At 35.9% G+C, this 26,846-nt stretch carries 22 protein-coding genes, 2 tRNA genes and 1 rRNA gene; 14 read left to right on the top strand and 11 right to left on the bottom strand.

The features are described 5' to 3' along the window. The first annotated feature begins 144 nt into the window (after positions 1-144). From rrf to GWR14_RS05420, 3 genes are all read left to right on the top strand, one after another. Positions 145-254, top strand: a 5S ribosomal RNA gene (gene rrf / locus GWR14_RS05430). A 49-nt stretch (positions 255-303) separates the two neighbouring features. Continuing rightward, positions 304-376 (top strand) — tRNA-Phe (locus GWR14_RS05425). 6 nt (positions 377-382) lie between these two features. Further along, positions 383-471, top strand: a tRNA-Leu gene (locus GWR14_RS05420). Between the two features lie 164 nt (positions 472-635). On the opposite strand, the gene GWR14_RS05415 is transcribed toward GWR14_RS05420, so the two are convergent. Further along, complete coding sequence (locus GWR14_RS05415; RefSeq protein ID WP_163408043.1) at positions 636-1,388, bottom strand: DUF1349 domain-containing protein; 753 nt, start codon at positions 1,386-1,388, stop codon at positions 636-638. 103 nt (positions 1,389-1,491) lie between these two features. Here GWR14_RS05415 and GWR14_RS05410 point away from each other — a divergent pair, with 103 nt between their 5' ends. Next, the gene (locus GWR14_RS05410; RefSeq protein WP_163408042.1) at positions 1,492-2,262 is read left to right on the top strand and encodes a response regulator transcription factor; all 771 of its coding nucleotides are present in this window, start codon (positions 1,492-1,494) and stop codon (positions 2,260-2,262) included. A gap of 60 nt (positions 2,263-2,322) precedes the next feature. On the opposite strand, the gene GWR14_RS05405 is transcribed toward GWR14_RS05410, so the two are convergent. The 8 genes from GWR14_RS05405 to GWR14_RS05370 form a co-directional block, all read right to left on the bottom strand. Continuing rightward, on the bottom strand, positions 2,323-3,426 hold the full coding sequence (locus GWR14_RS05405) for a pectinesterase family protein (RefSeq protein ID WP_163408041.1): 1,104 nt from the start codon (positions 3,424-3,426) through the stop codon (positions 2,323-2,325). 90 nt (positions 3,427-3,516) lie between these two features. Next, on the bottom strand, positions 3,517-4,821 hold the full coding sequence (gene fucP, locus GWR14_RS05400; RefSeq protein ID WP_163408040.1) for an L-fucose:H+ symporter permease: 1,305 nt from the start codon (positions 4,819-4,821) through the stop codon (positions 3,517-3,519). A 21-nt stretch (positions 4,822-4,842) separates the two neighbouring features. After that, positions 4,843-5,283: a MaoC/PaaZ C-terminal domain-containing protein gene (locus tag GWR14_RS05395; RefSeq protein ID WP_007809657.1), complete on the bottom strand. Its 441-nt coding sequence runs from the start codon at positions 5,281-5,283 to the stop codon at positions 4,843-4,845. Between the two features lie 191 nt (positions 5,284-5,474). After that, on the bottom strand, positions 5,475-6,539 hold the full coding sequence (locus GWR14_RS05390; RefSeq protein ID WP_163408039.1) for a Gfo/Idh/MocA family protein: 1,065 nt from the start codon (positions 6,537-6,539) through the stop codon (positions 5,475-5,477). 2 nt (positions 6,540-6,541) lie between these two features. Further along, positions 6,542-7,765 carry an extracellular solute-binding protein gene (locus tag GWR14_RS05385; protein ID WP_163408038.1) on the bottom strand — a complete coding sequence of 408 codons (1,224 nt, stop codon included), beginning with the start codon at positions 7,763-7,765 and terminating at the stop codon, positions 6,542-6,544. A 2-nt stretch (positions 7,766-7,767) separates the two neighbouring features. Beyond that, a complete protein-coding gene (locus GWR14_RS05380) occupies positions 7,768-8,904 on the bottom strand; it encodes a CaiB/BaiF CoA transferase family protein (RefSeq protein WP_163408037.1) in 1,137 nt (378 codons plus the stop codon). A 112-nt stretch (positions 8,905-9,016) separates the two neighbouring features. Continuing rightward, the gene (locus GWR14_RS05375) at positions 9,017-10,159 is read right to left on the bottom strand and encodes a CaiB/BaiF CoA transferase family protein (protein WP_163408036.1); all 1,143 of its coding nucleotides are present in this window, start codon (positions 10,157-10,159) and stop codon (positions 9,017-9,019) included. A 4-nt stretch (positions 10,160-10,163) separates the two neighbouring features. After that, positions 10,164-11,303 (bottom strand): ABC transporter substrate-binding protein, encoded by a 1,140-nt coding sequence (locus GWR14_RS05370; protein ID WP_163408035.1) that lies wholly within the window; start codon positions 11,301-11,303, stop codon positions 10,164-10,166. Positions 11,304-11,594: 291 nt separating this feature from the next. On the opposite strand from GWR14_RS05370, the gene GWR14_RS05365 reads away from it, so the two are divergent. From GWR14_RS05365 to GWR14_RS05335, 7 genes are all read left to right on the top strand, one after another. Next, entirely contained in the window at positions 11,595-12,782 is a 1,188-nt protein-coding gene (locus tag GWR14_RS05365) for a glycoside hydrolase family 88/105 protein (RefSeq protein WP_246236285.1), read from the top strand. 21 nt (positions 12,783-12,803) lie between these two features. Further along, a complete protein-coding gene (locus GWR14_RS05360; RefSeq protein WP_163408034.1) occupies positions 12,804-13,568 on the top strand; it encodes an SDR family NAD(P)-dependent oxidoreductase in 765 nt (254 codons plus the stop codon). Between the two features lie 97 nt (positions 13,569-13,665). Next, the gene (locus GWR14_RS05355) at positions 13,666-14,520 is read left to right on the top strand and encodes a fumarylacetoacetate hydrolase family protein (RefSeq protein ID WP_163408033.1); all 855 of its coding nucleotides are present in this window, start codon (positions 13,666-13,668) and stop codon (positions 14,518-14,520) included. A 50-nt stretch (positions 14,521-14,570) separates the two neighbouring features. Then, complete coding sequence (locus GWR14_RS05350) at positions 14,571-15,584, top strand: zinc-binding alcohol dehydrogenase family protein (RefSeq protein ID WP_163408032.1); 1,014 nt, start codon at positions 14,571-14,573, stop codon at positions 15,582-15,584. Positions 15,585-15,774: 190 nt separating this feature from the next. Next, on the top strand, positions 15,775-16,572 hold the full coding sequence (locus tag GWR14_RS05345) for an SDR family oxidoreductase (RefSeq protein WP_163408031.1): 798 nt from the start codon (positions 15,775-15,777) through the stop codon (positions 16,570-16,572). A gap of 5 nt (positions 16,573-16,577) precedes the next feature. After that, complete coding sequence (locus GWR14_RS05340) at positions 16,578-17,411, top strand: amidohydrolase family protein (protein ID WP_163408030.1); 834 nt, start codon at positions 16,578-16,580, stop codon at positions 17,409-17,411. Between the two features lie 24 nt (positions 17,412-17,435). Beyond that, positions 17,436-17,828 (top strand): hypothetical protein, encoded by a 393-nt coding sequence (locus GWR14_RS05335; protein WP_163408029.1) that lies wholly within the window; start codon positions 17,436-17,438, stop codon positions 17,826-17,828. An 88-nt stretch (positions 17,829-17,916) separates the two neighbouring features. Here the strand turns inward: GWR14_RS05335 and pelA are convergent, their stop codons facing one another. Both pelA and GWR14_RS05325 read right to left on the bottom strand, forming a co-directional pair. Next, the gene (pelA, locus tag GWR14_RS05330) at positions 17,917-19,119 is read right to left on the bottom strand and encodes a pectate lyase (RefSeq protein ID WP_163408028.1); all 1,203 of its coding nucleotides are present in this window, start codon (positions 19,117-19,119) and stop codon (positions 17,917-17,919) included. Between the two features lie 68 nt (positions 19,120-19,187). Continuing rightward, on the bottom strand, positions 19,188-20,876 hold the full coding sequence (locus GWR14_RS05325) for a glycoside hydrolase family 28 protein (protein ID WP_163408027.1): 1,689 nt from the start codon (positions 20,874-20,876) through the stop codon (positions 19,188-19,190). Between the two features lie 404 nt (positions 20,877-21,280). Between GWR14_RS05325 and GWR14_RS05320 the strand changes: the two genes are divergently transcribed. From GWR14_RS05320 to GWR14_RS05310, 3 genes are all read left to right on the top strand, one after another. Beyond that, positions 21,281-23,803 (top strand): L-rhamnose mutarotase, encoded by a 2,523-nt coding sequence (locus GWR14_RS05320; RefSeq protein ID WP_163408026.1) that lies wholly within the window; start codon positions 21,281-21,283, stop codon positions 23,801-23,803. Positions 23,804-23,922: 119 nt separating this feature from the next. After that, the gene (locus GWR14_RS05315; protein ID WP_163408025.1) at positions 23,923-24,987 is read left to right on the top strand and encodes a Gfo/Idh/MocA family protein; all 1,065 of its coding nucleotides are present in this window, start codon (positions 23,923-23,925) and stop codon (positions 24,985-24,987) included. Then, the gene (locus GWR14_RS05310; RefSeq protein ID WP_163408024.1) at positions 24,984-26,564 is read left to right on the top strand and encodes a sodium:solute symporter; all 1,581 of its coding nucleotides are present in this window, start codon (positions 24,984-24,986) and stop codon (positions 26,562-26,564) included. The genes GWR14_RS05315 and GWR14_RS05310 overlap by 4 nt, the downstream gene beginning before the upstream one ends. Positions 26,565-26,846 lie beyond the last annotated feature (282 nt).

Raw genomic sequence — 26,846 nt, 5'->3', positions numbered from 1 at the left:
TTTCCCGGGCCGCAAGGCTCGGGAGGAAACTTTCTAAACTATTTTACTTTTCTTTATCTCAGTATGTTAAAATATTGCTTAATTGATAATTAACAATTTATAATTGATAATTAATAATTAAAAGCTGCTTGCAGCGAATGACCTTAAGGTGGTTATTGCGGCGGGGCTCACCTCTTCCCATCCCGAACAGAGAAGTTAAGCCCGCCTGCGCAGATGGTACTGCATTATTGTGGGAGAGTATGTCGTCGCCTTTCTTTGAAAACCCTTCCCGGTAGCGGGAAGGGTTTTTTGTTTAAAATGAGAGGTACCTTAGCTCAGATGGTAGAGCAATGGACTGAAAATCCATGTGTCCCTGGTTCGATCCCTGGAGGTACCACACAATGCTCGGATGGTGAAATTGGTAGACACGCTGGACTTAAAATCCAGTGAACAGCAATGTTCGTGCGGGTTCAAGTCCCGCTCTGAGTACCAAAACAAAAAAAAGCGTAATTACTAAATAAATGTAATTACGCTTTTTTGGGTTTATGAAATATGGATTTGATCTTTCCATGATAATGACTTCTTATGATAGATGTTACACTAAAAAAAGCGAATCATTTATAGACCCGCTTTTGTAATAGTAGCTTTTGATATTTTTAGATTCCTAAACGAAAATCTTTTACGCTTTTTTGTTCTAAGCTAATATTTTCAAAATAACTTGTGGTTCCTTTATCAACCGGGCATTGTGCGCTGATTCCTGTCCAAATTTCTGATGGATAATTGTTCTTGTATAAACGAACCATTTGCCAATTTTTATTATCAAGTGAATAATAGCTGGCTACTGTTTCTGTATCTGATGAAATTTTCATGTATACTGTTTTCGCTTTGACAACATCATGATTGTTGTCGTCTGAGGTTCCTATTGTACGAACTGTGACAATTCTATGGTTGCCGCGTTCATCCTGTTCGAAACAAAATTTTTGATAAAAACTATCGTTTACATATAAGTATAATACTCCGGCATTGTACAAACCGCGTTTAGTAAACTCAGGGCTTACTTTTGCTGTAATTGTAAAAGGCTTTGTATTATCAAGTTTGGATAAAAGAATAGGGGCCGAATTATTTGATAGTTTATTATTTGGATCTGAAAAATAATCTTTTTTCTCGCCTACATTGAATAGTATGTTTTCTGTTTTATCCACTTTTGCCAGGGTATCAGCGCCATTAATTGATTTTGTAAAGTGGATTTGACTTAGTTTAATATCGCATGGAGTTCCACTGACAATCGCTGAATCTTTTGTTTTCGCAGCTGCGTTTTCGGTAGTTTTATTTTCTTTAGAAATATTGTTACATCCTGTAAATAAAATAATTTGTAAAAGGCTGCAACAGATAAAGGATTTAGATTTCATAATGTTTTTGTTAAAGGTATAAATAGTCTAACTTAGTTTTTCAAATTTACACCCTGCTTCGAATATCGACAATACCTAAAATTAACCAATTTATTTGAGTACTATGGCAAACATATCCATCGAAGATCAGTTGACTTCTACTTTATTAAAACAAACTTTTTTGGATGACGAAATACTCGATATAGAAGATTATAAAAAAATGACTGCTGCTTATGTTTCCGTAGAGCAATGCGTAGCGGTACTTTCGGATTTTCAGGCTGACTGTAGTTATATTTATGCGGGTAATTTTGGTAAATTCTTTGGACTTCCTTTAGGTGATTTGTTTATAGATTCAGCTTTTGAGGATTGTATATTTGATAAGCTAAATTCGGATGATGTAATCGAACGTCATGCATTAGAACTTCATTTTTTTCAATATCTTAAAAGTCTCCCTGAAGAAGAATATAGAAATTACAGTACTTTTAGTCGTTTACGCTCTTCTGATGAGAAAAATGTGCGCTATATTAATCATCGGACCATGTATCTTAAAATATCACCTAATGGAAGCGTTTTATTTGCATTGTGTTTATATGCACCATCTATTAATTCTGAATTTCGAAACGGAATTGAAGGTAAAATTGTGAACATTAGAACAGGAGACACTATAACATCAGATAAATACAAACCTTACGCAGAAAGTCTGCTTTCTAAAAGAGAACTAGAAATTTTGGCTCATCTTGCGAAGGGAAGTAATAGCGATCAGATTGGAAGTTTGTTAAATATCTCGGTTTATACTGTTCGCCGCCACAGACAAAATATAATTCAAATACTACAGGTTGCGAATACAACCGAAGCTTTAAAAACAGCTTTTGTTATGGGACTAATAAATGTATAAGATTTAAAACATAAAAAACCTTTAAATGCTATGCGCTTAAAGGTTTTTTATGTTTTTCTTTTAGTTGAATGCTTTTTCAAAATTTGAATCGGCATTTTTCGCTTTTTTTGAAGGTAAAATAGAATCACATTTGTCTTTTTCAATTATCGGATTCCAGTCGCCTTCCAGATTACTTGCAGTCGTTGTGTTTGCTGCAAATATTTTTTCTTTGGTATATTCTTCAGCTTCGGTTTTATTTAACTGGCGCGACCATGAAATACGTTTATCGGTGTCAGAACCTGGACCAAAACAATCATATTCGGCATAGAAAGAAGTTTTCCAGTTGTCATAAGCTTTATTTTCAGGATCTTTGGACCATATCGACCAGCCTTCAGGAATTATAGCTGATTCTTCGTAACAATGGATAAAAACTGTATTTGCACCGGCTCCCCAAGGTCTTCCAAGAGATACTTTTGAAATGGCTGCTTTTGGATATTTCATTATGACACAATCTTTGAATACAAAACCATATTTACTTTTTCCTGCCTCATGGTTTCCGGCAGTGATGTAAGAGTCTTTTCTGCATTGGATAACACAATTTTCAAACAAGGCTATACCTGCGCCAAAAATGAAGTCTGTTGTTCCATCAATGATACAATCTTTGATATAGGTTCTCTTATTTGCTTTAAGATAAAAAGTATCCTGAAAACCGCTCATTTTGCATTTGTGGAATATTGCTCTGTCACCATTGACCATTAAAGCGACTGCCTGACCACCTTTTTTATACTCAGGTAACTCACTACTAATAGTATTTTCAAAAGTGATGTTTTCTGCAAGAAAGTCATTTGCTTCAATTAGAACACTAAATGATTTGCTAGTTCCTCCAGCTCTTTCAGCATAATCATCATAAGTAAGAATAGTATTTTTATAAGATTCGCCAATTAAAGATATATTTTTCTTTCCTGCCGTTAGTTTTAATTTTTCTTTATACGTACCAGGCTTTACAAAAATGATAGTGCGTTTAGAACTATTATCAGGTACAGCATTAAAAGCGTCCTGAACTTTTGTGTAGTTACCACTCCCATCAGCAGCTACGACAATATCATAAGTTTTATTTTTTTGAGCATGTAAAGTCATGCTGAAACTAATAAGTAAGAAATAAAAGGTAAGTAGAGTTTTTTTCATGTTAGATTTATGAAATGATAAAGTTTAAAAATAAAATTTCCAAGGAACATTATTGCTCCTTGGAAATTTATAAAAATAATTGAAAATTAACTAAGAAATGACTTTTTTTACTTTATGTCCAAATACTCCGAAATAAAGGATAATTGCAAAACACACCAAAGGAATGATATATCCAGACTGAATATCGTCATGTTTCATGTCAATTAAAGTTCCCATTGCGTAAGGAAGGATTGCACCACCGACAATAGACATTACAAGCCATGATGAACCAGTTTCTGTATTGGATTTTAATCCTACCAATCCTAAAGAGAAAATAGTTGGAAACATAATTGACATAAAGAAACCAATTCCCCCTAAAGCGTAAATAACTACAATTCCGGATCCATAAATGGCTACTAAGCAAAGTAAAATACTGGCTACGCAATAAATAGAAAGAAGAACATAATCTTTAACAAACTTCAAAAAGAAAGTCCCAATAAAACGTCCTGCCATAAACAGGAATCCATAAATACCAAGATAGTAACCGGCTGTTTTTTCATCTAATCCGGCACCTTGTTGTGCAATTCGGATAAAGAAACTTGTAATACAAACCTGAGCACCTACATAAAAGAATTGTGCTACAACTGCCCAGCTTAAATGAGAAAATTTTAAAACAGAGAAAAAACCGGGTTTAACTTCTACTTCTGTATGCTTTGGTTTCATTGATGGTAAATGCATAAAATAAAATAAGATAGCAACCAATACCAATACACTTCCTAAAATAATGTAAGGTAGTTTTACTGCTGAAGCTTCTTCTAATAAATAGGCAGCTTTTGATGCTTCCGGCATTGCTGCCATTTGTTCAGGAGTATGATTCGTTCCGGAGAGTATAAATAATGAACCAACAATTGGAGCTACCATTGCAGCCAATCCATTAAAAGAAGCTGCTAAATTCAATCTTTTAGAAGATGATTCTGCAGGACCTAAAATAGCCGCGTAAGGATTCGCACTGGTTTCTAAAATAGTTAATCCACAGCCAATAACAAATAGTGCAAATAAAAATAGTTCATATGCTCTTGAGTTTGCTGCCGGTACAAATAAAAAAGCCCCTGCAGCGAAAACCAATAAACCAATAATGATACTGTTTTTATAACCAAATCGTTTAATGAGCATTCCGGCAGGAATTGCCATAATAAAATAAGCAAAAAAGACTGCAGTATCAATCAATGTGGATTGACTGTTGTTTAATTCGCATGCTTTTTTTAAGTGAGGAATCAAAATAGAATCCAAATTGTGCGCCATTCCCCAAAGGAAAAATAAGCTGGTAATTAAAATGAAAGGTAAAAGATATTGATTTCCTTTTCCGCCTTCTGTTGGCACTTCGTGTTGGTCGCCTGTTTGGTTGGTTACTTGCATAGTTAGATTTTTATTTTAGGATTATTTCTTTTTTACTAATAAAAGGTGGTCACATACCAAAACCACTTCACCTCGCTGGTTGATGATTTCTACGTGCTCCGTCACAGTTCCCATATCCGGTTTTTTGGCTTCTCCTTTTTCTGAAATGGTAATTTCAGAATGAATGGTGTCACCAATGTGAACCGGTTTCACAAATCGCATTCTGTCATAACCTTTGGAAAAAGCTTCCGGATTTATTTCAGATGCCGTCAGACCGATGCCAATGCTGAAAACCATTGTTCCGTGGGCAATTCGCTGTCCGAAAGGCTGTGTCTTGCACCATTCTTCATCCATGTGATGCGGGAAAAAATCGCCGGTATGACCTGCATGAACTACAAAATCAGTTTCAGTAATAGTTCTGCCTAATGTAACTCTTTTATCATTAAGTTGATAGTCTTCGAAAAATGTGGATTTGAAATACATGTTTTTAGTTTTTTTAGTCCTTAGTGATTAGTTCTTAGTGACTAGCTTAGCGGCTAATTATTAATGACTTTTCACTAATCACTATATTTATATAATTTTTTGGGCGTTTTAACACGCTTTCCGCTGTATCTTTTTTGGCAGAAAAAGCCAAAAAAGGATGCCGCTTCAATCGTTAACGCGGGCAATCGTTGTTACAAGTCATTTAGTGGAATTCCTCCTTTTTGATTACTGATGTAACAGGCTTCAACAACCTTCATAGTGTCAAGAACATCTTGCACACTTGCTAATAATTTATCATCAGACCCTTCTTTAAAGCGCATTAGGTTTGACATTGTACCAATGAAAGCTTCCGGAAACCAGGAACCTTCCAGCTTGATTTTTTCCCATTCGTGGTTTCCATCCTTTTCTAAAGCAACCTCAAATTCATCCGGCATACCGTCAGGGTAATTCATCAATAAGCCCATTTTGGCTTTGATTGCTCCTTTTGTTCCTTCCCATTTGATGTAGCTTTCTTCATGTTTTGGACCAAAATGATGGTCGTGATTGGTATTAATAACCACTCGCATCGAATCACCGTAATCCAGAATAATCGAAGAACGGCAAGATGATAGTTTTTTCAAAGGATGATTAGTCGTTTTAGCATATACTCCTTTTGGATTCCCTAAAAACGAACGAATGCAGTCAATATAATGTACGCTGTGAAAAAGTATTTCCAATCTTGGATGTTCCTTAATCAGAGGGAACAATTCCCAAGGGGTGTTTACCGTTACTTTAAATTCTAAATCATACAAATCTCCAATGATTCCCTGATTGATCATATAGCGTGCTGCACTAACAAAAGAAGCAAATCGCAACTGAAAATTAATAGCGGCAACTAATTTTTTTCTTTCACAAACGGCAACAATTTCTTTGGCCTGTGCCAAATCATTTCCCATCGGTTTTTGAATCAGTACCGCAGCGCCATCTGGAAGTTGTTCCAGTATTTCGATATATTGATCAGGTAATACGGTAATGTCATAAACCGCATTCGATGGCGCATTTTTTACAGCTTCGGCTACATTTTCAAAAACATTTGGAATACCAAATTCTTCAGCCATTGCTTGTGCTTTTGCTACCGTTCTGTTTGTAATTCCGAAAACCGAAAAGCCAGCCATTTTATAAGCAGGCAGATGGGCATCTTTTACAATACCGCTCGCGCCAATAATAATAATTGGCTGTTTTGTTTCCGGTAACAAGGGTTTATATGGAATATTCATAATTATATAATTTGCAGAATAGCATTCTGTGTTTCTTGTAATAAATTTTGAGATGGAATATCACTTTCTAAAGCTTTTAAAACCATTTTGTCAATCAGTTCGGCTACTTTTGGCCAAACCGGCGTTTGTGGTAAGGTTAAAGCGTTTTCATGCAATGTTTCCAGTTTATGATAAAACGGAATAGTTTTGTTGATTTCAATATCATTCCAGGTTGATTTTCTGCATCCTATCCCGCCTTCATTAGTTAGCAATTTATCGCTTTCAGGCGTAGTGGAAAATCGCAGAAAATCGTATGCCAGTTTTTGATGTTTGCTTCCTGTACCAATGGTATATAACCAATACACATTCAGTGAAGCCGTTTTATTGTTTTCATCATGTGGTAATTCCGTAATATCTACTTTTCCTTTTATTTTCGATTCTTCAATTACTTCACACATTGAGGCAAATCCAAACCAGTTGATTGCCATTGCCGCTTCACCTTTGGCGAAAGCCATACCGGCTTCAACTGAACCAAAATCTTTGGATTGCGGATGAATGGCTTTTTTATTGTTGGCTATAGTTCTGTAAAAATCCAAAGCTTCAATCGCTGCCTTGTGGTGAATATCGATTTGATTTTGGGAGTTCAATAAAGAGCCTCCTCTGGTCCACAATTGCAGGCAGAAATCAAAAACCATATTATGTCCGTCAGGATAATGGGCAAAAACAGAACCGTATAAATTTTGATCAGGACGGTCGAAAAATTCGGCTATCTGAGTGAATTGCTCCCAGGTTTTTGGAGGATGCAGTTCATAACCAAATTGTTTTTTGAAATTTTCTTTTTCAATTGGATTTTCAAATAAATCTTTTCTATAAATCAGACATTCAGGACCATCATGAAAAGGGAGTCCGTAAGTGCCGTTGTTGATCTGTTGTAAATGCAATAAAGACTGATGCCAGCCTTCAGGATAATTGTATGGCGGATTTTCAGCAATCAATAGGTTTAAATCCAGAACTGCTCTTTCATTTGCAGCATCAAAAATCCAGTCGGTATTAATGTGTGCGATGTCCCAGTTGCCGTTTATTAAACCTTTATTGGTAATGGTTTCTTCATATAAATCGTGCAGTTCCAGCGGAATCATTTCTGCTTTAATAGTGATGTTGTTTTTCAGGCAGAAAGAATCCCATAGCTTTTGCAATGTACTTTCAAAAGGATCAAATTTCCGGACAGCGATTCTTAACTTTTCCATTATTAGACTATAAATTCTTTAATAACTCTCTCATTGTCCTGTCCTAATTTTGGAGAACCTTTTCCTGATGTAAAAATTTCTCCGTCAATTTTAATCGGGCATCGGGTAGTTTTGTATTTGTAATTGTCGAGCATTTCAACGCTTTGTGTAAAATTCAAAACCTGAAATCCTTCTTCAGCAAAAAGCTGTTTGTAATTCAAAACTTTAGCACACCAAATATCAGCAGGTTCTAAAATATCGAGCCAAAACTGGGTTTCCTGAGTCTGTAAATGTTCGGCTAAAATATTTTTGATATCATCCCTTAATTCAAATTTATTCTCCGGAAATTGTAATAGCGCATCACATTTTAAAAGCGAAGCTAAAACCGGAATAGATCCCATTGCTAAAGCTAAATAGCCATTTTGGGTTTTATAAATTCCATAAGGTGCGCCTAAATAAGCATGGGCATTGTTAGATTTCGTTCTTACTGGTAATTCACCACCGTCATTAAAAAACGTGGTAATCGTTTCAAACTGAAAATCAAAAGCAGATTCCAGCATGCTTACCTGAACTTTTGCTCCAATATTATGAGTTGCTTTTCTATACAAAGCAGCTAAAATTCCTTGTGCTAAATGTGCACCCGCCAGCATATCTACAATTGATAATCCCATTGGTACGGGGCCATCTTCCTGATTTCCGCTCAGCCAGGTTAAGGCTGTCAGAGATTGTAATAATAAATCCTGTCCCGGTAAATCTTTTAATTCGGATTTTGTACCATAGCCTGAAATTTCGGCATAAACGATATTAGGATTTATTTTTTTGACTTCATCATAACTCAAACCTACGCGTTCCATTACGCCAGGTCTGAAATTATGGATCACAACATCAGCTTTTGCTAATAATTTTTTTAATTTTTCGAGTTCGTCTGTTTGTTTAAAATCAATAGCAAACGATTCTTTGTTTCTGTTGATGGTATGAAAAACGGAAGACTCTCCGTTCATAATCAAATCAGATGTGTATAAGGTTCTGCAAATATCGCCTGTTCCCGGTTTCTCAATTTTTATTACACGTGCACCCAAATCTGCCAATCGCAAACTTGCTGAAGGGCCCGAAAGAAACTGGCTAAAATCTACTATTAAATAATCTTCTAATGGTTTCATTTTTTTGTTTAATCGTTTAACTGTTTAACCGTTGAATTGTGTTTTGAGTATCTTTTTGTTTAACTGATGACAAAACGATTTAACAAATAAACGACTCAACGGTTAAACAATTTTAATAAATAAACTCTTCGTGTATAGCTAAATTGTCTTCTCCAACTTTTGGAGCTGCTTTTGGACTAACCAAAATTTCTCCATCCAGCTGAATCGGGCTTCTTGTAGTAACCAAGGTTTCTCCTTCCGAATTTTTAACTGTTTGTTTTAATTGTAATTCCTCTACAAAAGGCTGGCTGTCTAATTCCTGGTAATTAAGTACTTTGCCACACCAGATTCCTTCCTTTTGAAGTAATTCAATCCAATAATCCGTTTTTTGAGTCAATAATTTCTCAGCTAATATTTCCCTGATTTCATCTCTTTGAGAGAACCACAAATGTTTATCAGCATATTTATTTAAATCAACTCCTAAAGTATTTCCAATAAAAAGCAAATCGCCCATAGCCAAAGAAAGATATCCTTCCTTAGTTGGATACACACCATAAGGTGCGCTTAAAAATGCATGTGCACTTCCTTTTACATCTCCTCGTTGTGGCTGTTGTCCTCCGTCATTTAGGTAAGAAGTAATAGCTTCGAACTGAACGTCCAAAACCGATTCCAGTAAACTTACTTCAACCAAAACTCCTTTTCCGGTTTTGGCTCTTTTCAATAATGCCGCTAAAATTCCCTGAACGAAATGATTCCCGCACATTAAATCTGCTACAGCCAGACCAAACGGAACAGGTTCCTGACTTTTTCTGCCGCTAAGCCAGCTTAATCCTGAAAGTGACTGGAGTAACAAATCCTGTCCCGGTTTGTTTGCCCAGGGACCTTTATCTCCGTAACCGGTTATGGTTCCGTAAATTATTTTTGGATTGATATTCAAAACATCTTCAAATGTCAAACCGATTTTATCCATTACGCCGGGTCTGAAATTATGAGTCATAATATCAGCTTTGGCGATTAGTTTTTTTACTAAAATTAAATCTTCAGGATTTTTAAGATCGGCTGCAAATGATTCTTTATTTCTGTTGATAGTATGAAACAACAAACTGCTGTCGTCAACAAAAAGGTCTTTGATGCTTAACTGGCGACAGGCTTCACCTTTTATGGGGCGTTCAATTTTAATAACTCTTGCTCCTAAATCGGCAAGCTTCAATCCAGCAGAAGGTCCTGCCAAAAATTGACAGAACTCCAATACAACTAATCCTTCTAATGGTCTCATAGTGTTATAAGTTTAAAGACTTGATGTAAAGTGTATCCATTGCAGATAAAGCAGCTTCTTCATCACCTCCGTTCATCAGATAATCACGAACTACATCACCAGCATGATCCTGAAAATACATGTGTCCTGAATATCTTGGTCTTAAAAAAGCTCTTTCTAAAGCAGGTAATGTGTTTTTGAAATAATCATGAGTTACCCCGTTGATTCGGTCATTCTTCCACGCTTGTAAATGCCCAGGCTGTCCCCCGTTATCTGAAAAAATATTTTGTTGTACCTGAGAAGATCCTGTAAATTCAGCATATTTCATCGCTTCCGGAATATGCTGGCTGAAAGAAGAAACAGCCAAACCGGTTCCGCCTAATGAACTGATCATCGGTTTATCATTCAATTTTACCAAATCATAAAAGTGAAGCAGATTTTTGCTGTAACCACTTCTCGAATAATTAGAATAGCCGTACGCAAAAGGACAATAGGCAATTTCATCCGAATTGACCATGGCCTCATACACCTGAATCGGGTTGCGATTAAAATTTGTCGGATTCATTAACTGAGCCAGTTCGCGATGCATTTGTAAAGCTTTTTTTCCTGTTTCTACAGAAATTACTTTTTCCTGTGATTGAAAAGGGTCTTCACCTAAACTACAGCAAAAAGAGTAAAAAGTCATTAATGAATCTACCGGAATCCCTGCAAAAGCGATCAGTCCTTTTTTGGCTAAAGCCAATAAATCATCGTAAGTCTGTGGAACTTTTAATCCCTGTTTTTCTAAAATGTCTAATCTTGCAGCTGCAACAGGAGTTGCTGCATCTATTGGTAAAGCCCATAATTTATTATGAAAGACATAACTTCCATAAGATTTACCCACGGTATTGGTTTCCTGATCTTTTATATATTCGGCAGAAAGATAATCTGATAATGGTAAAATGGTTTTGGTATCGGCACCAAATCCTGTCCATGGGTGATCGATAACAAGCAGGTCAAATCTTTTGGCTAAGTCTTCAATCGAAGCATCTGCAAATTCCTGTAAGCTTCTTTTCTCCCAGCTGATTTCTATATCCGGATTCAACTCTGTAAAACGTTGAGCTGTGGCAACCATCGGCAACAGACCTCTGGTATGATTCCACGTAATCCCTTTTAGTTTTTTCATTTTGATTGTCTAAATTTAATAAATGTGATTTTCACATTTACAAATATAGAAATTAGATTCAATTGCTAAGATTATATGATTTGTTTTTTCCCAGATAGTGCAGGCTTTTTTTATATTTTATACAAATTACACATAAAATGTGATATTGTTTTTAATTATATCTATTTTTCGTTATTGATTTTTAAAATAACTACCGGGTATCCATATTAAGTTTTATATTTGTAAATGTGAAAATCACATTTATTTTCACATCAATTTTTACATATAATACAATTATTTAAATTAGCGGTTATGCTTAAAACTTCTTTTCTTTCTAAAATGATTGTCTTACTGATTTTTGTAACGACGATTTCAAATGCTCAAAATACAATTCCAACAAAGCTGAAATGGTCAGAAAGAATGGCTTTAACACTGATGCAACGCCACCCGCAATCGTATATGCTTGATGATGCCAAAGTAGCGCATATTAGTTACGTACATGGATTGGTTACTTATGCTTTTCAGGAATTAGCTAAAAAAACAAAAAATGAAACGTATGCCGCTTATGCAAAACAATATGCTGACGAGTTGATTGACGCTGATGGAAATATTAAAACGTATAAGTTTGAATCTTTTAATATTGATAATATACCAACGGGCCGAATTTTGTTTGACATCTATGAGCAAACTAAAGATAAACGTTATTTAATTGCCATGCAGACTTTGCGTAAACAATTAGAAGAGCAGCCTCGTACGCCAAGTGGTGGTTTTTGGCATAAAAAAATCTATCCTAACCAAATGTGGCTGGATGGTTTGTACATGGGTGAACCTTTTTTTGCAGAATATACTGTAATGTTTGAAAACGGTGCTAAATTGGATGAAATTGCCAAAGAATTTGAATTGATTCAGAAATTTGCTACAGATAAAAAAACGGGTCTTTTGTATCACGCTTGGGACGAAAGCAAACAAATGCCATGGGCAAACAAAGAAACCGGAACTTCGCCTAATTTTTGGTCTAGATCGATAGGTTGGTATACAATGGCTTTAGTTGATGTTCTGGATTATTTTCCTAAAGATCATCCTAAACGAAAAGAACTGATTTTGTATTTAAATAATATTTCGAATGCTTTAGTGAAATTTCAGGACCCATCAGGATTATGGTATCAGGTTACTGATATGGGAACCCGTGAAGGTAATTATTTAGAAACTTCTGGGACGGCTATGTTTGCTTATGCTTTTGCAAAGGGAGCTAAAAAAGGATATTTGCCTAAAAAATTCAAAAAAATAGCAGAAAAGGCCTTTGACGGTATGACTTCAAAATTTGTTAAAGTATATCCTAATGGAGAAATTGAAATTACGAATGCCTGTGCTGTAGCAGGTTTGGGAGGAAATCCTTATCGTGATGGCTCTTTCGAATATTATATTAATGAAAAAAGGAAAGATAATGACCCTAAAGTAACCGGACCCTTTATTCTGGCGGCTTTAGAATTAAATCAATAATTTTAAAAAACTACATATATTATGTTTTCATTACAAAATAAAAAAGCAGTCATTACTGGTGGTGGTAGCGGAATAGGAAGAGCAATCGCTACCTTGTTTGCAAAACAAGGGGCAGAAGTTCATATCATTGATTTAACAATAGACAGTGCTCAGGATGCGGTTGCTGATATTGAGCAATTAGGAGGGAAAGTGTTTTCATACGCCTGCAATGTGGCGAGTCAGAAAGAGGTTGTTGAAACATTTGAAAAAATTGGAAACATTCATATTCTGATTAATAATGCAGGTATTGCCCATGTGGGAAAAGTAGATACTACACCGGAAACCGATTTTGATCGTGTGATGGATGTCAATGTAAAAGGAGTTTACAACTGTTTGTATGCTGCAATTCCGCAATTCCGATTATCAAATGGAGGTGTCATTTTAAACATGGCTTCTATAGCGTCATGGGTTGGAATTCAGGATCGTTTTGCTTATTCAACTGCTAAAGGAGCTGTAATGGCAATGACTTTATCAGTTGCAAGAGATTATATTGATGAAGGAATTCGATGCAATTCTATTTCTCCGGCAAGGGTTCATACTCCTTTTGTTGATGGATTTATCAATAAAAATTATCCGGGTAAAGAAGCTGAAATTTTCGAAAAATTATCAAAATCACAGCCAATAGGGCGTATGGGGAAACCAGACGAAATTGCTGCACTGGCTCTTTACTTATGCAGCGACGAAGCCGGATTTATTACCGGAAGTGATTATCCTATTGACGGAGGATTTATAAAATTAAATAATTAATAAAAAGAGACTAAGGTTCTGAGCGACTAAGCGGCTAAAAATTTTAGCCTTAGAAACTCAGAATCTTAGCAGCTTAGTAACTTAAAAAATAAAGAAAATGAAATTAATACGTTTTGGAGCAGCGGGACAAGAAAAACCAGGAGTTATAATTGGAGAAAAAAGATATGATGTTTCTTCTATTGTAACTGATTTTAATGAAGCTTTTTTCGAAAACAATGGTTTAGAGAAATTAAAGAAAGCTTTAGAAAGTAATCCCGTTCTGCCTGAAGTTGATGCTAATGTACGTTTAGGTTCTCCGGTGGCAAGACCTTCAAAAATAATCTGTATTGGATTGAATTATGTAGATCACTGTCATGAAACTGGTGCTCCGATCCCTACAGAACCAATTATCTTTTTTAAATCAACTACTTCTTTGTGCGGACCGAATGATGATTTGATTATCCCAAAAAACAGTGAAAAAACAGACTGGGAAATTGAATTAGCATTTGTTGTCGGTAAAAAAGCAAGTTATGTTGAAGAAGCAGAAGCTTTGGATTATGTTGCAGGATATGCTTTATTGAATGATTACAGTGAAAGAGCGTTTCAAATCGAAATGGGGGGACAATGGGCAAAAGGAAAAGGTTGTGATACTTTTGCACCTCTTGGACCATTTTTGGCTACACAGGACGAAATTGCCGATGTGAATAATTTACCAATGTGGTTAACAGTTAACGGAAAGAAATTCCAAAATAGTAATACTTCTAACCTGGTTTTCAAAATTCCATTTTTAGTGCATTATTTAAGTCAGTTTATGACCCTGCTTCCAGGTGACATTATCAGTACAGGAACGCCTCCGGGAGTTGGTTTGGGTATCAAGCCAGATCCAATCTACATCAAGCCGGGAGACGTTATTGAGTTAGGAATGGATGGTTTAGGTTCAAGCAGACAAGTAGCAAAAGCTTATAGTAAATAATACAAATTTGGAAGTTCAGTACTTCTGAAAATTAAATTGATTGAATTAAAATGAAATATATTGTTTGTGAAAAGCCACAAGAGTTTCTATATAAAGAGAAACCAATGCCGGAACCAAAGGAAGGCGAAGTGCTTTTGAAAATTAAAAGAATAGGCGTTTGCGGAACCGATATCCATGCTTTTGGAGGAACGCAGCCTTATTTTGAATATCCAAGAATTCTGGGACATGAACTTGCTGCAGAATATATTAAAGGGAATGCAAAAGGTTTTGAACCGGGAGATAAAGTAACTTTTATACCTTATTTTAATTGCGGAACTTGTGTTGCGTGCAGAAACGGACTAACAAATTGCTGTGCGAACATCAAAGTTTTTGGTGTTCATATTGATGGAGGAATGGCAGAATATGTTACGATTCCGGAGCAGTATTTATTGCACGGGCAAGGTTTAGATTATGATGAACTGGCTTTGGTAGAACCGTTAGCAATTGCTGCACACGGTGTGAGAAGAGCAGCAGTAAAAGCTACGGATACTGTTTTAGTAATGGGAGCAGGACCAATCGGAATTGGATTAATTCAGTTTGCTAAAATTGCCGGAGCTAAAGTGATTGTAATGGATATTAACGATTACAGATTAGGTTTTTGTAAAAATGAACTGAATGCTGATGAAACCATCAATCCGCTGAACGAAGATGTGGCTGAAAGATTAAAAGAATTAACTAATGGTGATATGGCTAACGTAGTTATTGATGCGACCGGAAACCAAAAAGTTATGAATAGTGCTTTTAATTACATTTCGCATGGCGGAAGATTTGTTTTGGTTGGACTTCAAAAAGGAGAATTGAGTTTCAGTCATCCTGATTTCCATAAAAGAGAATCTACTTTAATGAGCAGCAGAAATGCAACCATCGAAGATTTTGAATATGTAATGGAATGTCTGAAAGCAGGAAAAATTGATCCGAAGAAATACATTACACACAGAGGTGATTTTTCAGAAATGATCAATCAGTTTGAAAACTGGATTGACCCAAAAAATAATGTTATTAAAGCGTTAATCGAGATAAAATAAGATTACGCCATAGTTTTAAACACATAGAAACATAGATTTTCTTTTTAAAGAGAATTGAAAGAAACTAGTTTCTCACACATAGTTATGTGTCTGTATGCAAGTGAAACGTCTTTTTGTATGTTTCTAAAGCTATGTTTCTATGTGTTAAAATATATTTTACAGCTATCGAAAACCATAAATGAACAAAAAAATGGATTTAAATTTAAAAGGCAAGATTGTAGTAGTTTCCGGTTCTGCCGGAAAAGAAGGAAGTATTGGAGAAACCATGATCAAAAGGCTGGCAGATGAAGGAGCTATTCCTGCATTGGTAGACAGAAACAGCAGAGGTTTTGGTTATGCCGAAGAGCTTCAAAAAAGAGGAATTGATGCATTATTTGTTCAGACTGATGTAACAAATCCTGAAGAAATGGAAAACGCCGTTAAAAAAATCGTTGAAAAATACGGCAGAATCGATGCTGTAATTAATAACGTAGGTGTAAATGACGGTGCGGGATTAGATTCTAGTTACGAAGATTTTATGGATTCTTTGAAACTAAATGTGGTGAGTTATTTTTTATTAGTTAAATATGCGCTTCCGTATTTAAAAGAATCCAAAGGAAATGTTTTAAATATTGGTTCAAAAGTAGCTCTTACCGGACAAGGCGGAACTTCAGGTTACGCTGCTGCGAAAGGTGGAGTGCTTGGACTAACAAGAGAATGGGCGGTAGATTTGATTCAGTACGGAATTCGTTCTAATGCTATTATCATTGCAGAGAGTTATACTCCTGCTTATGAAGACTGGATTAAAACATTGGCAGATGGCGAAACTGTTCTGAAAAAAATCAATAAAAGTATTCCGTTTGAAAGCAGAATGACCAAAACAGAAGAAATTGCAGATACAGCTTTGTTTATCATTTCTGAGCGTTCTTCTCACACTACAGGACAATTTGTTTTTGTTGATGGAGGTTATGTACACTTAGATCGTGCTTTAATTAGTGATGTAAATTAATTGGTATGAACCGAATTGACTCACATCAGCATTTTTGGATATTTGATCCGGTTAGGGATAGCTGGATTGATGATTCGATGCAAAAGATTCAAAGAGATTTTTTACCGGAAGATTTATGGCCATTGCTTTCCCAAAATCAATTTTCAGGCTGTGTGGCTGTTCAGGCCAGTCAGTCTGAAGAAGAAACCAATTTCTTATTAGATCTGGCTTCAAAAAATGATTTTATAAAAGGAGTTGTAGGCTGGGTTGATTTGAGAGCTGATAACATTTCAGAACGATTAAATCATTTTTCTAAATATGAAAAACTCAAAGGTTTCAGACATGTTGTGCAGGGAGAATCGGATGATTTTATGTTCGGGGAAGCTTTTCGTAATGGAATCGCAGCTTTAAAAGAATTTAATTTTACTTATGATATCCTGATTTTTCATCGTCAGTTACCGGCAGCAATAGATTTGGTAAAATCATTTCCGGAACAAAAGTTTGTAATTGATCATATTGCAAAACCGAACATCAAATCGGGTGATATTGCATCATGGAAAAAAGCAATTGAAGAGATTTCTAAATTTGAAAATGTTTGGTGTAAAATTTCCGGGATGGTTACAGAAGCCGATTGGGACAATTGGAAATCATCCGATTTAAAACCTTATCTGGATATTATTTTTGAAAACTTCTCTGCAGATAAACTAATGTTTGGTTCTGACTGGCCGGTTTGTAATGTGGCTTCAGATTATAGTAATTTAGTCAAAACTTTAGAGGATTATCTGGCTGCGTTCTCTATAGAAAATCAGAATAAATTTTGGTTTGAAAATGCGAAATCATTTTATAAACTAAATGATTAGAAAATTAAATATATAAATATTGTTGTGAAAAAAACAAAATTAGTTTTTGGTATATGTTTTATGTTCTTAATTCTATCATGTGAGGGATCAGATATTTATCAAGGTAAATGGAAAGCATTAAATTTAAAAGGCGAGAAATATCAAATTATTTTTTCGCAAAAAGAAATTATTATAAAAAATAGCTTAGGAAAATCGGTAAAACATAGTTATACCCAAAGTGGAATGGGGCATCATGGTTCTTCAGATAAATCTATTGATACTTGTAAAATTCTATTAGACAATGGTCAAAACTATCAAATTTATTTCCCAAAAAATGACGAAAGTGCAGGGCTAATTATAGATGGAAATGGATCACAAGTTTTTAGTATTAGCAGAAAAGACTATTTGACATATGATGATATTTATAAGCTAAATTAAGGCCTGTAGAGAATAATTGTATAAAAATTATAAATTTATTTCAATATAAAAAAAGCGTGAAATTTTAAATTCACGCTTTTTTATGATTTTATTTTTTTAAAACATCAGTTTCAGGAGTCCATTTTTTCTGCCACTCCGGATATTTTTTTAGAGCTTTTTCAGGGTTATAAGTATACCATGCATAACCACTTCGACGTTCACGACTTACTTCTGCTAATGAATATAAGTACACACTATCCCTGTCACAAAATAAAGGTCTTGCTGTTCCTAATTCGTAATAACGTGTCCAGATTGGAGGTGCTGTAGGATCGTTTACAACACGACGGTCATCCTTAACTTTTTTGAATTTTGAATCGAATTCCGGAGCTTCAAAAGTCTCTACTCTGGTATTGTATATTTTAGAATCCTCAAACCATTTAACAGCACTTTGTACCGATCTGATAACCTGTTCACTCGGATTCTCAATTCTCATTAAAAATAGAACAATATCAACACTCTCTGCATTACTCACACTTGGCGGTTCAAACTTTCTGGCCCATGCAGGTAACAACGTCACCTCATCATGCTGCTGGCACCAGGCACTCAGCTTTCCGTGGTCAGAAATTTGTGTTTTTAAAATGCAGTCAATTCCTTTTTCATAAGCTGTATTTACTTTGTTTTTTGTTTCAGTATCTATAAAACTAAAATTAGGATCGTTCTGAACTATTTTATCCAGCAAATTCATAATTCCCATGTAGGCACCGTCATTAAAAGTGATGTGGCGGCTGTAACCTTTTTCCAAAGGATAATATTGAGGCCATCCTCCATTAGCATATTGTGCTTCCAAAATAAAATCGATTCCTTTCAGACAGGCAGTTTTGTATTTTTCGATTTTAGTCTGTGTATAAACCTGTGCCAGATAATAGACATGAGTATATGTGGTAGAGTTGTCAAAAGTGGTATGTAAAACCGATCTTGAACCTACAACATCGTTTATTTGCTCAGGTGTCAAAATTGCACGCATATCATAATTTTTTGGCCATCCTCCGTTATCGCGCTGAAAGCAGATAATATTATCCGCTATTTTGGTGTATTCGGATTCTTCGTATCTCGGCTGATTCGGTATCGGATTTACAATATTGTTTTTATCGGCAATACCATACCAGTGATTCGTACTGTCACCAAATGGTTTTGTACTTATCGCTACTTTATTATTCTTGTCGGATTGGGCGATTGAATGAAGGAACGAAAAAGAGATTGCGATAGCAAATAATAAACTCTTGTTTCTGGATAATTTTTGCAGGATTTTCATAGCAAATATTTAAGTTGGCTTCTGTGGTTTTTTACTTAGATACAACAGAAGCCTAAAGGTTTAATCAACTATAGTTTTACCGCTGATTTTGAAACAGTTTCTCCAATAATGGTTTTCTTAGCAAAATCTGAATTTGCAGAAGGAACAAATTCGACGTTCTCAGTAGCTTCTCCATTAATAGTAATAGCGTCAGATGATGTTGAATTAAATTCTATATTTTTAAAAGACATGTTTTTACCATTATAGATACTAATCACGTTCGGAGTTTTGATATCCATTTTAATATCACTGATTTTGATTCCATTAGCATCAACAATAGTAAATCCTTTTTCTGCTTTTGCAGTTAAATTAGAGATTTCAATGTTTTCAAGGTTCATTTCAGGTAATCCTTGTAAAAATACAGCTTGCTGAGCTCCTGCGATTGTGATATTTTTTATTGAAATATTTTTAAACGAAGGTGTTTTCTCGTCTACAGGCATTTTTTGGGTACTGATTGTGTTTCCACCTTCAGCTAAAGTTTCTGCAATAGATTTTCCTCCATAATAAAGATCGAAAGAAATGGCCTGAGAAGGAATATCGGTCATGAAAACATCAGAAATAAAAATATTTTCTACAACACCTCCACGTCCACGGTTACTTTTAAAACGTAATCCAACATCAGTTCCCATAAAAGAACAATTCGATACATGAAGGTTTTTTACACCGCCAGACATTTCACTTCCAACCGTTACACCTCCGTGTCCATGGTAAACGATATTATTTTTTACAATGATATTTTCGCACGGAACCCCACGGTCACGTCCGTCTTTATCTTTACCGGATTTGATACAGATGGCATCGTCTCCTACATCAAAACTTGAATTTTCAACGATAACATTTTTGCAGGATTCTACGTCAAGCCCATCACCGTTTTGTGAAAACCAAGGGTTACGAACCGTTACATTACGAACAATCAAATCTTCAATCAATAACGGATGAATGTTCCATGCCGGAGAATTTTGAAAAACAGGTCCGTCAAATAATACTCTTTTACTGTTTTGGATACTAACTAACACTGGACGTAAAAAATCATGTATAGCTTCAAACTCTTCCTTAGTTTTTAAATCCAGACGCACATTCTGATCTGCTCCTACAGATGCTTTCATAAATGTTTCAGATGGATACCAGCTCGTTTTGCTTTCGTTCAGAACTCCGCCTGATTCTACAAATTTCTTCCATTGACTTTCGGTTAGTTTACCTTTTTTAACTTGTCTCCAAACTTCGCCAGAACCATCCCAAACACCATTTCCGGTAAAAGCAACATCTTCAAGGTTTTTTCCGTAAAGTGGAGAAATACAGCGCCAGGTGTTTAAACCTTCAAAGCTGGTTTCTATAATTGGGTATAAACTTTTATCAGGAGAAAATTTGATTAAAGCGCCTGTTTGTGCGTGTAATTCAATTTTGCTTTTTAAAATAATTGGACCTGTAAGCCAGATTCCAGGAGGAATAATTAGTTTTCCGCCTCCTTTTTTAGAAAGAGCATTAATCGCATCTTCAAAAGCTTTTGTGTTTAAAACATATCCTCCGTTTACGGCGCCAAAATCTTTTAAATTGACTGTGTTTTTTGGAATTTTTGGTTCATTGACCTTTGCCATTTTAAATTCAATGTTGTCGTAAGTACCATTGGATTTTGATTTTTGGGCTACCGCATTTCCTGAATAGCTAATGGTCAGAACAGCCAATAGCATACGGAAAAATTGTGTTGGATTAGTTTTCATTCGTATTGAATTAGTTAAAGTTTGATTTTTTTGACATCGAAATAGTACGATATGTTTATATTGGTAAAACTTTTTTTATAAATAGTAAAATAAGTTCCCTAAAAAAACGAAAATACTACAATGTAATCGATTGCACAAATTTAATAAAAATATTTACAATATATTTAATAGGTGAAATAGGATTTAGATTGTCTGTAAAGCGAATTTGTTATCTTTTTTGTAAATAATTTCAGGGTATTGATAATTTGTGTTAGAAGGGATACAGGAGGGAGCAGGACACTTATATTTTTATGTTCCATTAAATTGTACCCATCATTTGGTAAAAGTGTAAAAAATACATTTATTTACAAGTCTTATATATTGTTAAGAATTAAAGCTTACGGTTTTACCTAAAAAAAAATAAAATGCGTTTAAATATTTTTACTAAAGTTCTAATTATCTTTTTGATAACAATCTGCACATTCTCATTGCATGCTGCTGAAATCTGGGTTTCTCCACAAGGGAAAGACACTAATTCTGGTACAAAATCAAGTCCGCTGGCAACTGTTCAGATGGCTGTGAGAAAGGCGAGGGAACTGCGTCGTCTAAAAGATCCATCTATAAAAGACGGAATCCGCATTATTGTAATGAACGGAACGTATTATTTGAACGAACCTTTATTCGTAAGGCCTGAAGATTCCGGAACGGCTGACAGTCCAACGACTATTGAAGCGGACGTCAATGCTAAACCAATCTTAAGCGGAGGAATCGAAATTAAAAACTGGAAAAAATCGGCACTTGCCATAAACAGCTTAAAAGCAGGAACAGTTTGGGAAGCCGATGCGCCACAGCAGGCAGGTGAAATTCTAAATTACCGTCAGTTATGGGTAAATGGGAAAAAAGCTGTGAGAGCCAAAAGTACGGCTGGAAATCAAATGGACAGAATTTTGTCATGGGATAAAGATTCTGAAACCTGCTGGATTCCTTTCAAAGACAAATCGGTGAAGTTCGAACCGGGAATGGAAATGTACATAGTCCAGTGGTGGGCAATCGCTAATCTCCGAATCAAAAATATCGAAATCAAAAAAGACAGTGCGAGACTTTCTTTCGAACAGCCGGAAAGCCGAATCCAAAGCGAACATCCGTGGCCAGCGCCATGGATTTCAAAAAACAACGGAAATTCAGCATTCTATCTGAATAACGGAATTTCAATGCTGAATGAACCGGGCGAATGGTTTTTAGACAGAAAAAAAGCTAAAATCTATTATATTCCAAGAAAGGGAGAGGAACTGAATTCGGTTAAAGTAACTGCTCCGGTTTTAGAAAATTTAGTCAAAATTGAAGGAACTTTGGACACTCCCGTACATCATTTTAACTTCAAAGGAATTTCATTTCAGTACAGCAACTGGCTTCGTCCATCACAGCAGGGACATGTGCCCTTGCAGGCGGGAATGTATTTGTTGGATGCTTACAAACTGAAAACTCCAGGAACTCCAAATCAGGCGAGTTTAGAAAATCAGGGCTGGGTAGGAAGACCAAGAGCTGCTGTTGAGGTAAATTATGCTAATAATACACAGTTTGAATCCTGCAGTTTTGAGCATCTGTCTTCTACAGGTTTGGATTTACACAGAGGAACAAATCACAATATTGTTAAAGGAAACCTTTTCAAAGACATTGGTGGAAACGGAATCAATTTAGGAGTTTTCTCCGAAGAATCATTCGAAGCACATTTACCTTATACTGTAAAAGACGATCGTGTAGTTTGCTCAGACGAATTAATTGCTGATAACTTAATTACCAACGTAGCCAATGAAGATTGGGGATGTTTGGGAATTGCAGCCGGTTTCATTAAAAACCTGACTATTGAACACAACGAAATTTCGGATGTAGCTTATAGCGGAATCTCGATGGGCTGGGGATGGACACATACTGAAAATGTGATGCGTAATAATAAAATTCTGCGTAATAAAATTCATCATTATGCGAAACATTTGCACGATGTAGCCGGAATTTATACGCTTTCATCACAGCCTGAGAGCCGAATAGAAGAGAATTACATTGATAAAGTCTATAACAGTCCGTATGCACACGATCCGTTTTTGTGGCTGTATTTGTATACAGACGAAGGTTCACAACATTTCACGATCAAAAACAACTGGATTCCGATTCAGAAAATCTTAAAAAACCAAAATGGTCCGGCTGGGAATATCTGGCAGGATAATTATGCTTTTGTAGATCCAAAAATCAAGGAAAACGCAGGAATCCGTGCACCATACAGCAGTTTATTAGTTAAAGAAGTTGTGGTTGACGAGGCCTGGGGTTTACAGGAAATGCCAAAACCGGTTGCTATTGAAGTAATTGGAAAAGATCTGGACATCGAAAAAATCAAATCGACTATAAAAGGGTTTCGAATTGTAGGCGAAGAGTTGTACCAATGGGAAAATCATCTGGTAATTTACGGTTTGATGAACCAGCCGGAAAGAACGAAGAGAAAACTGGCTTTGGCTTTTCCGAAATTAGAAATCAAAATCTACGAAAACCCAGTTTATGATTTTCAGAATTTCGAAAGATGCAAAGACGTTAAAGTAGCATCCGAATGGGAAAATATTATCCTTACTGCAAATTTGGTGGAAGACGAAAAACTGCAGAAAGAATATGTAGATTACCACACGACCCAATTTGAAAAATGGCCGGAAATTGCAAAAGGTTTCTGTAATGCCGATTTTCAGCAGTTACAGGTTTTCAAAAACGGAAGACAATTAATGTTAGTAATCAGTATTCCGAAAGGGGAAAGTCTGGACAAACTGAATCCGAAAACTACCGAAAACAACCCGCGTGTTAACGACTGGAACAACTTAATGAAAAAATACCAGACTGGAATCGAAGATGCAAAACCTGGGGAAGTTTGGATTTTTTTGAATAAAGTGAAAGTAGAAGAGAAAAAGTAGAAAAAAGAATAAAGAATAAAAAATTTACTGGAGAATCAGGAAGAAAGAAAATTTGCTCGATTTGCGTAATCTGCGTGAAAAAAATAAAATAAACTAACTATTTAAAATAACCACACCTCATGTTAAAAATAGCTATTCTGGGACTTGGAGAAGGACGAAGCACAATGTCGGCCGCTTTAGAAAGTTCAAAATTAGAGTTGGTAAAAGTATGTGACAGAAATGAAGACTTGTGTAAGCAAAGAGCCAAAGAATTCGATTTTCATTCGTACACCACAAACTATGACGATTTACTAAACGATGATGCGATTGATATCATCGCTATCTATACACCAGACCATTTACACGCTCAGCATGTAAAGCAGGCTTTATTGCACGGAAAACACGTAGTTTGTACTAAGCCTTTTATCGATGACCTTTCAGATGCGAAGGAATTATTGGAGTTAAGCAAATCAACTGGTAAAAAAGTTTTCATCGGACAGAGTTCACGATTTTTTGAACCGGCCAAAAGACAAAGATCTGATTATGAAGCAGGATTAATTGGAGATTTAATTACGATTGAAGCCCAGTATCACGCTGATCACCGATGGTTTTTGAAGAAAGAATGGTCGTTGTTACAATCTTTCAAATGGCTGTACGGAGGTTTGAGTCATCCCGTAGATTTCATCCGTTGGTACCTGCCAAACATCGAAGAAGTGATGGGTTATGGAATGATCAGCAGTAACGGAAAATCGGCAGGATTGAAGAATGAAGACACGATGCATTTTATCTTTAAAGCTACCGATGGAAGAATCGCCCGAGTAAGCGGAGTTTATACTTCGCCGACTCAGCCAGCTCAAAGAGACAGCGGAATGAGTACAATTTTAAGAGCAACCGAAGGTGCCAGCCAAGCCGACTATCATGAACTGCGTTATGCCGTTACAGACAAAACCGGAGAAGAAAAAGTAATTACCTGGGGCGACAGTACGTTGAAATATTATTTCCGATTTGAAGGTCAGAGTCATCACGGTGGGGAATATCAGAATTACTTAGAATATTTTGTAGATAGTATCGAACAGAATTTTGAAGCCTATCCAAATATGGAAGAAGGTATCGGAACGGTAGCTTTACTTCAGGCAATGGATCAGTCTTTACAAACCGGAATGCCAGTAAAAATCGCTGCTATTCTTAACCAATACGGACTATGAACAGCATCTACGATAAGTTAACGGCTCTGGATTTTATTATTGTCGCTGCCTATCTGGTGATTTTATTGGTCATTGGATATGTGGTGAGCGTGAAGCAGAGCAAGAAGAATGAAACGCTTTTTATGGCGGGAAATTCCCTGAACTGGTACAACATAGGATTCAATATGTGGGGTACCAATGTGGGACCTTCTTCTTTATTGGCTTTTGCCAGTATTGGTTACGCGACGGGAATCGTTGCCGGAAATTTCGAATGGTATGCCTTTGTTTTTCTGTTGCTTTTGGCTATTGTTTTTGCGCCAAGATACATTGCGAGTAAAGTCAGTACCATGCCCGAATATATGGGGAAGCGCTACGGCGACAGCACCCAGACAATTTTAGCCTGGTATGCTATGGTCAAGATTTTGGTAAGCTGGTTGTCATTAGGATTATTCAGCGGTGGAATTTTGGTACGCCAGATTTTAGGAATTCCGATGTGGCAGAGCGTGACAGTTTTGGTTATTTTCTCCGGAATTTTCACTTATGCAGGCGGATTGAAAGCCATTGCCAAAGTGAATGTTTTTCAGATGATTTTATTAATTGTCGTTTCGCTTACCTTATCGTATTTAGGTTTGCAGAAAGTAGGCGGAATCGAAGCTTTAATTGTCAAAACACCTTCTAATTTCTGGAATTTAGTTCAGCCTGCTGACGATGTACATTATCCGTGGCCTGCCATTTTATTAGGTTATCCGGTGGCGGCTGTTGCCTTTTTCTGTACAGATCAGTCAATGGTTCAGAGTGTTTTGGGAGCCAAAAATTTAGAACAGGGACAATTGGGGGTCAACTTCATCGGTTGGCTGAAAGTAATGGCTTTACCGTTGTTTATTTTACCGGGAATCCTGTGTTCGGTTTTGTTTCCGGAATTGGGTAAAAATTCCGATTTGGCTTATATGACGATGGTAACCAATTTATTTCCAAGCGGGATGAACGGTCTGGTGATTTGTGTCATGATTGCTGTTTTGGTAGGAACAATTGGTTCATCTTTGAATGCATTGAGTACCGTTTTTACGAATGATATTTATGTAAAGAAAATCAACCCGACTGCTTCTATCAAAGAGCAGATCAAAATCGGAAGATTGACAATTGGGGCAGGCTGTGTGTTTGCCATCCTGATTGCCATTGCGATTGATAATATCAAAGGACAGAATTTATTCAACATATTTCAGGCGGTTTTGGGTTTCCTTGCACCATCTTTATCAGTGGTGTTTTTGTTGAGTGTTTTCTGGAAACGCACTACCAAAAAAGCGGTGAACGCAACGCTTTCATGGGGTTCTGCTTTTAGTTTATTTGTTGGGGTATTGTATTTATGGATTTTTCCTGCTGATAAATACCCGGTTTGGCCACACTTTTTATTAATTTCCTTTTACATTTTTGCTGTGCTTTTAATTGCTGCAGTGCTAATTTCTTTAGTAGATAAAAATCCTGAAGTTAATTTTTCTGATGAAAGGGATATTCCTAAAACCAGTAAAAAGGTTAAACTGTTATTTGGTTTGCTGGGATTGACGATTTTGGTTTTGTATCTTGTTTTCAATTTCAATTAATGTTAAAAATAGCATCAAAGGTAGAGACGCACAGCAGTGCGTCTTTTTTTTTAAGCATATTTTCAAAGTACACTTATAATCGACCAAAATAACATGATGCCTCCGTTGTTTTCTAAAAATGATAGATTATCAAATTGATACATAATTTCTTATTTATATCCGAAAAATTGATTGAAATGTCAAATTTATTAGTTCAAGTTGTTTTTATCCAATGAAATTTTTATTTATTTGGTAAATAGTTTTGTATAGAACTAATTTTGACCAGAATTCCTAACTTTCCAA

The sequence above is a fragment of the Flavobacterium ajazii genome (assembly GCF_010614725.1).
Lineage (GTDB): Bacteria > Bacteroidota > Bacteroidia > Flavobacteriales > Flavobacteriaceae > Flavobacterium > Flavobacterium ajazii.
This window is presented reverse-complemented; position numbering and strand designations above follow the sequence as displayed.

Bases quoted from the DNA above. Each gene is read 5' to 3' on its own strand.
- GWR14_RS05415 (WP_163408043.1), bottom strand. From the start codon at position 1,388: ATGAAATCTAAATCCTTTATCTGTTGCAGCCTTTTACAAATTATTTTA.
- GWR14_RS05410 (WP_163408042.1), top strand. From the start codon at position 1,492: ATGGCAAACATATCCATCGAAGATCAGTTGACTTCTACTTTATTAAAA.
- GWR14_RS05405 (WP_163408041.1), bottom strand. From the start codon at position 3,426: ATGAAAAAAACTCTACTTACCTTTTATTTCTTACTTATTAGTTTCAGC.
- fucP (WP_163408040.1), bottom strand. From the start codon at position 4,821: ATGCAAGTAACCAACCAAACAGGCGACCAACACGAAGTGCCAACAGAA.
- GWR14_RS05395 (WP_007809657.1), bottom strand. From the start codon at position 5,283: ATGTATTTCAAATCCACATTTTTCGAAGACTATCAACTTAATGATAAA.
- GWR14_RS05390 (WP_163408039.1), bottom strand. From the start codon at position 6,539: ATGAATATTCCATATAAACCCTTGTTACCGGAAACAAAACAGCCAATT.
- GWR14_RS05385 (WP_163408038.1), bottom strand. From the start codon at position 7,765: ATGGAAAAGTTAAGAATCGCTGTCCGGAAATTTGATCCTTTTGAAAGT.
- GWR14_RS05380 (WP_163408037.1), bottom strand. From the start codon at position 8,904: ATGAAACCATTAGAAGATTATTTAATAGTAGATTTTAGCCAGTTTCTT.
- GWR14_RS05375 (WP_163408036.1), bottom strand. From the start codon at position 10,159: ATGAGACCATTAGAAGGATTAGTTGTATTGGAGTTCTGTCAATTTTTG.
- GWR14_RS05370 (WP_163408035.1), bottom strand. From the start codon at position 11,303: ATGAAAAAACTAAAAGGGATTACGTGGAATCATACCAGAGGTCTGTTG.
- GWR14_RS05365 (WP_246236285.1), top strand. From the start codon at position 11,595: ATGCTTAAAACTTCTTTTCTTTCTAAAATGATTGTCTTACTGATTTTT.
- GWR14_RS05360 (WP_163408034.1), top strand. From the start codon at position 12,804: ATGTTTTCATTACAAAATAAAAAAGCAGTCATTACTGGTGGTGGTAGC.
- GWR14_RS05355 (WP_163408033.1), top strand. From the start codon at position 13,666: ATGAAATTAATACGTTTTGGAGCAGCGGGACAAGAAAAACCAGGAGTT.
- GWR14_RS05350 (WP_163408032.1), top strand. From the start codon at position 14,571: ATGAAATATATTGTTTGTGAAAAGCCACAAGAGTTTCTATATAAAGAG.
- GWR14_RS05345 (WP_163408031.1), top strand. From the start codon at position 15,775: ATGGATTTAAATTTAAAAGGCAAGATTGTAGTAGTTTCCGGTTCTGCC.
- GWR14_RS05340 (WP_163408030.1), top strand. From the start codon at position 16,578: ATGAACCGAATTGACTCACATCAGCATTTTTGGATATTTGATCCGGTT.
- pelA (WP_163408028.1), bottom strand. From the start codon at position 19,119: ATGAAAATCCTGCAAAAATTATCCAGAAACAAGAGTTTATTATTTGCT.
- GWR14_RS05325 (WP_163408027.1), bottom strand. From the start codon at position 20,876: ATGAAAACTAATCCAACACAATTTTTCCGTATGCTATTGGCTGTTCTG.
- GWR14_RS05320 (WP_163408026.1), top strand. From the start codon at position 21,281: ATGCGTTTAAATATTTTTACTAAAGTTCTAATTATCTTTTTGATAACA.
- GWR14_RS05315 (WP_163408025.1), top strand. From the start codon at position 23,923: ATGTTAAAAATAGCTATTCTGGGACTTGGAGAAGGACGAAGCACAATG.
- GWR14_RS05310 (WP_163408024.1), top strand. From the start codon at position 24,984: ATGAACAGCATCTACGATAAGTTAACGGCTCTGGATTTTATTATTGTC.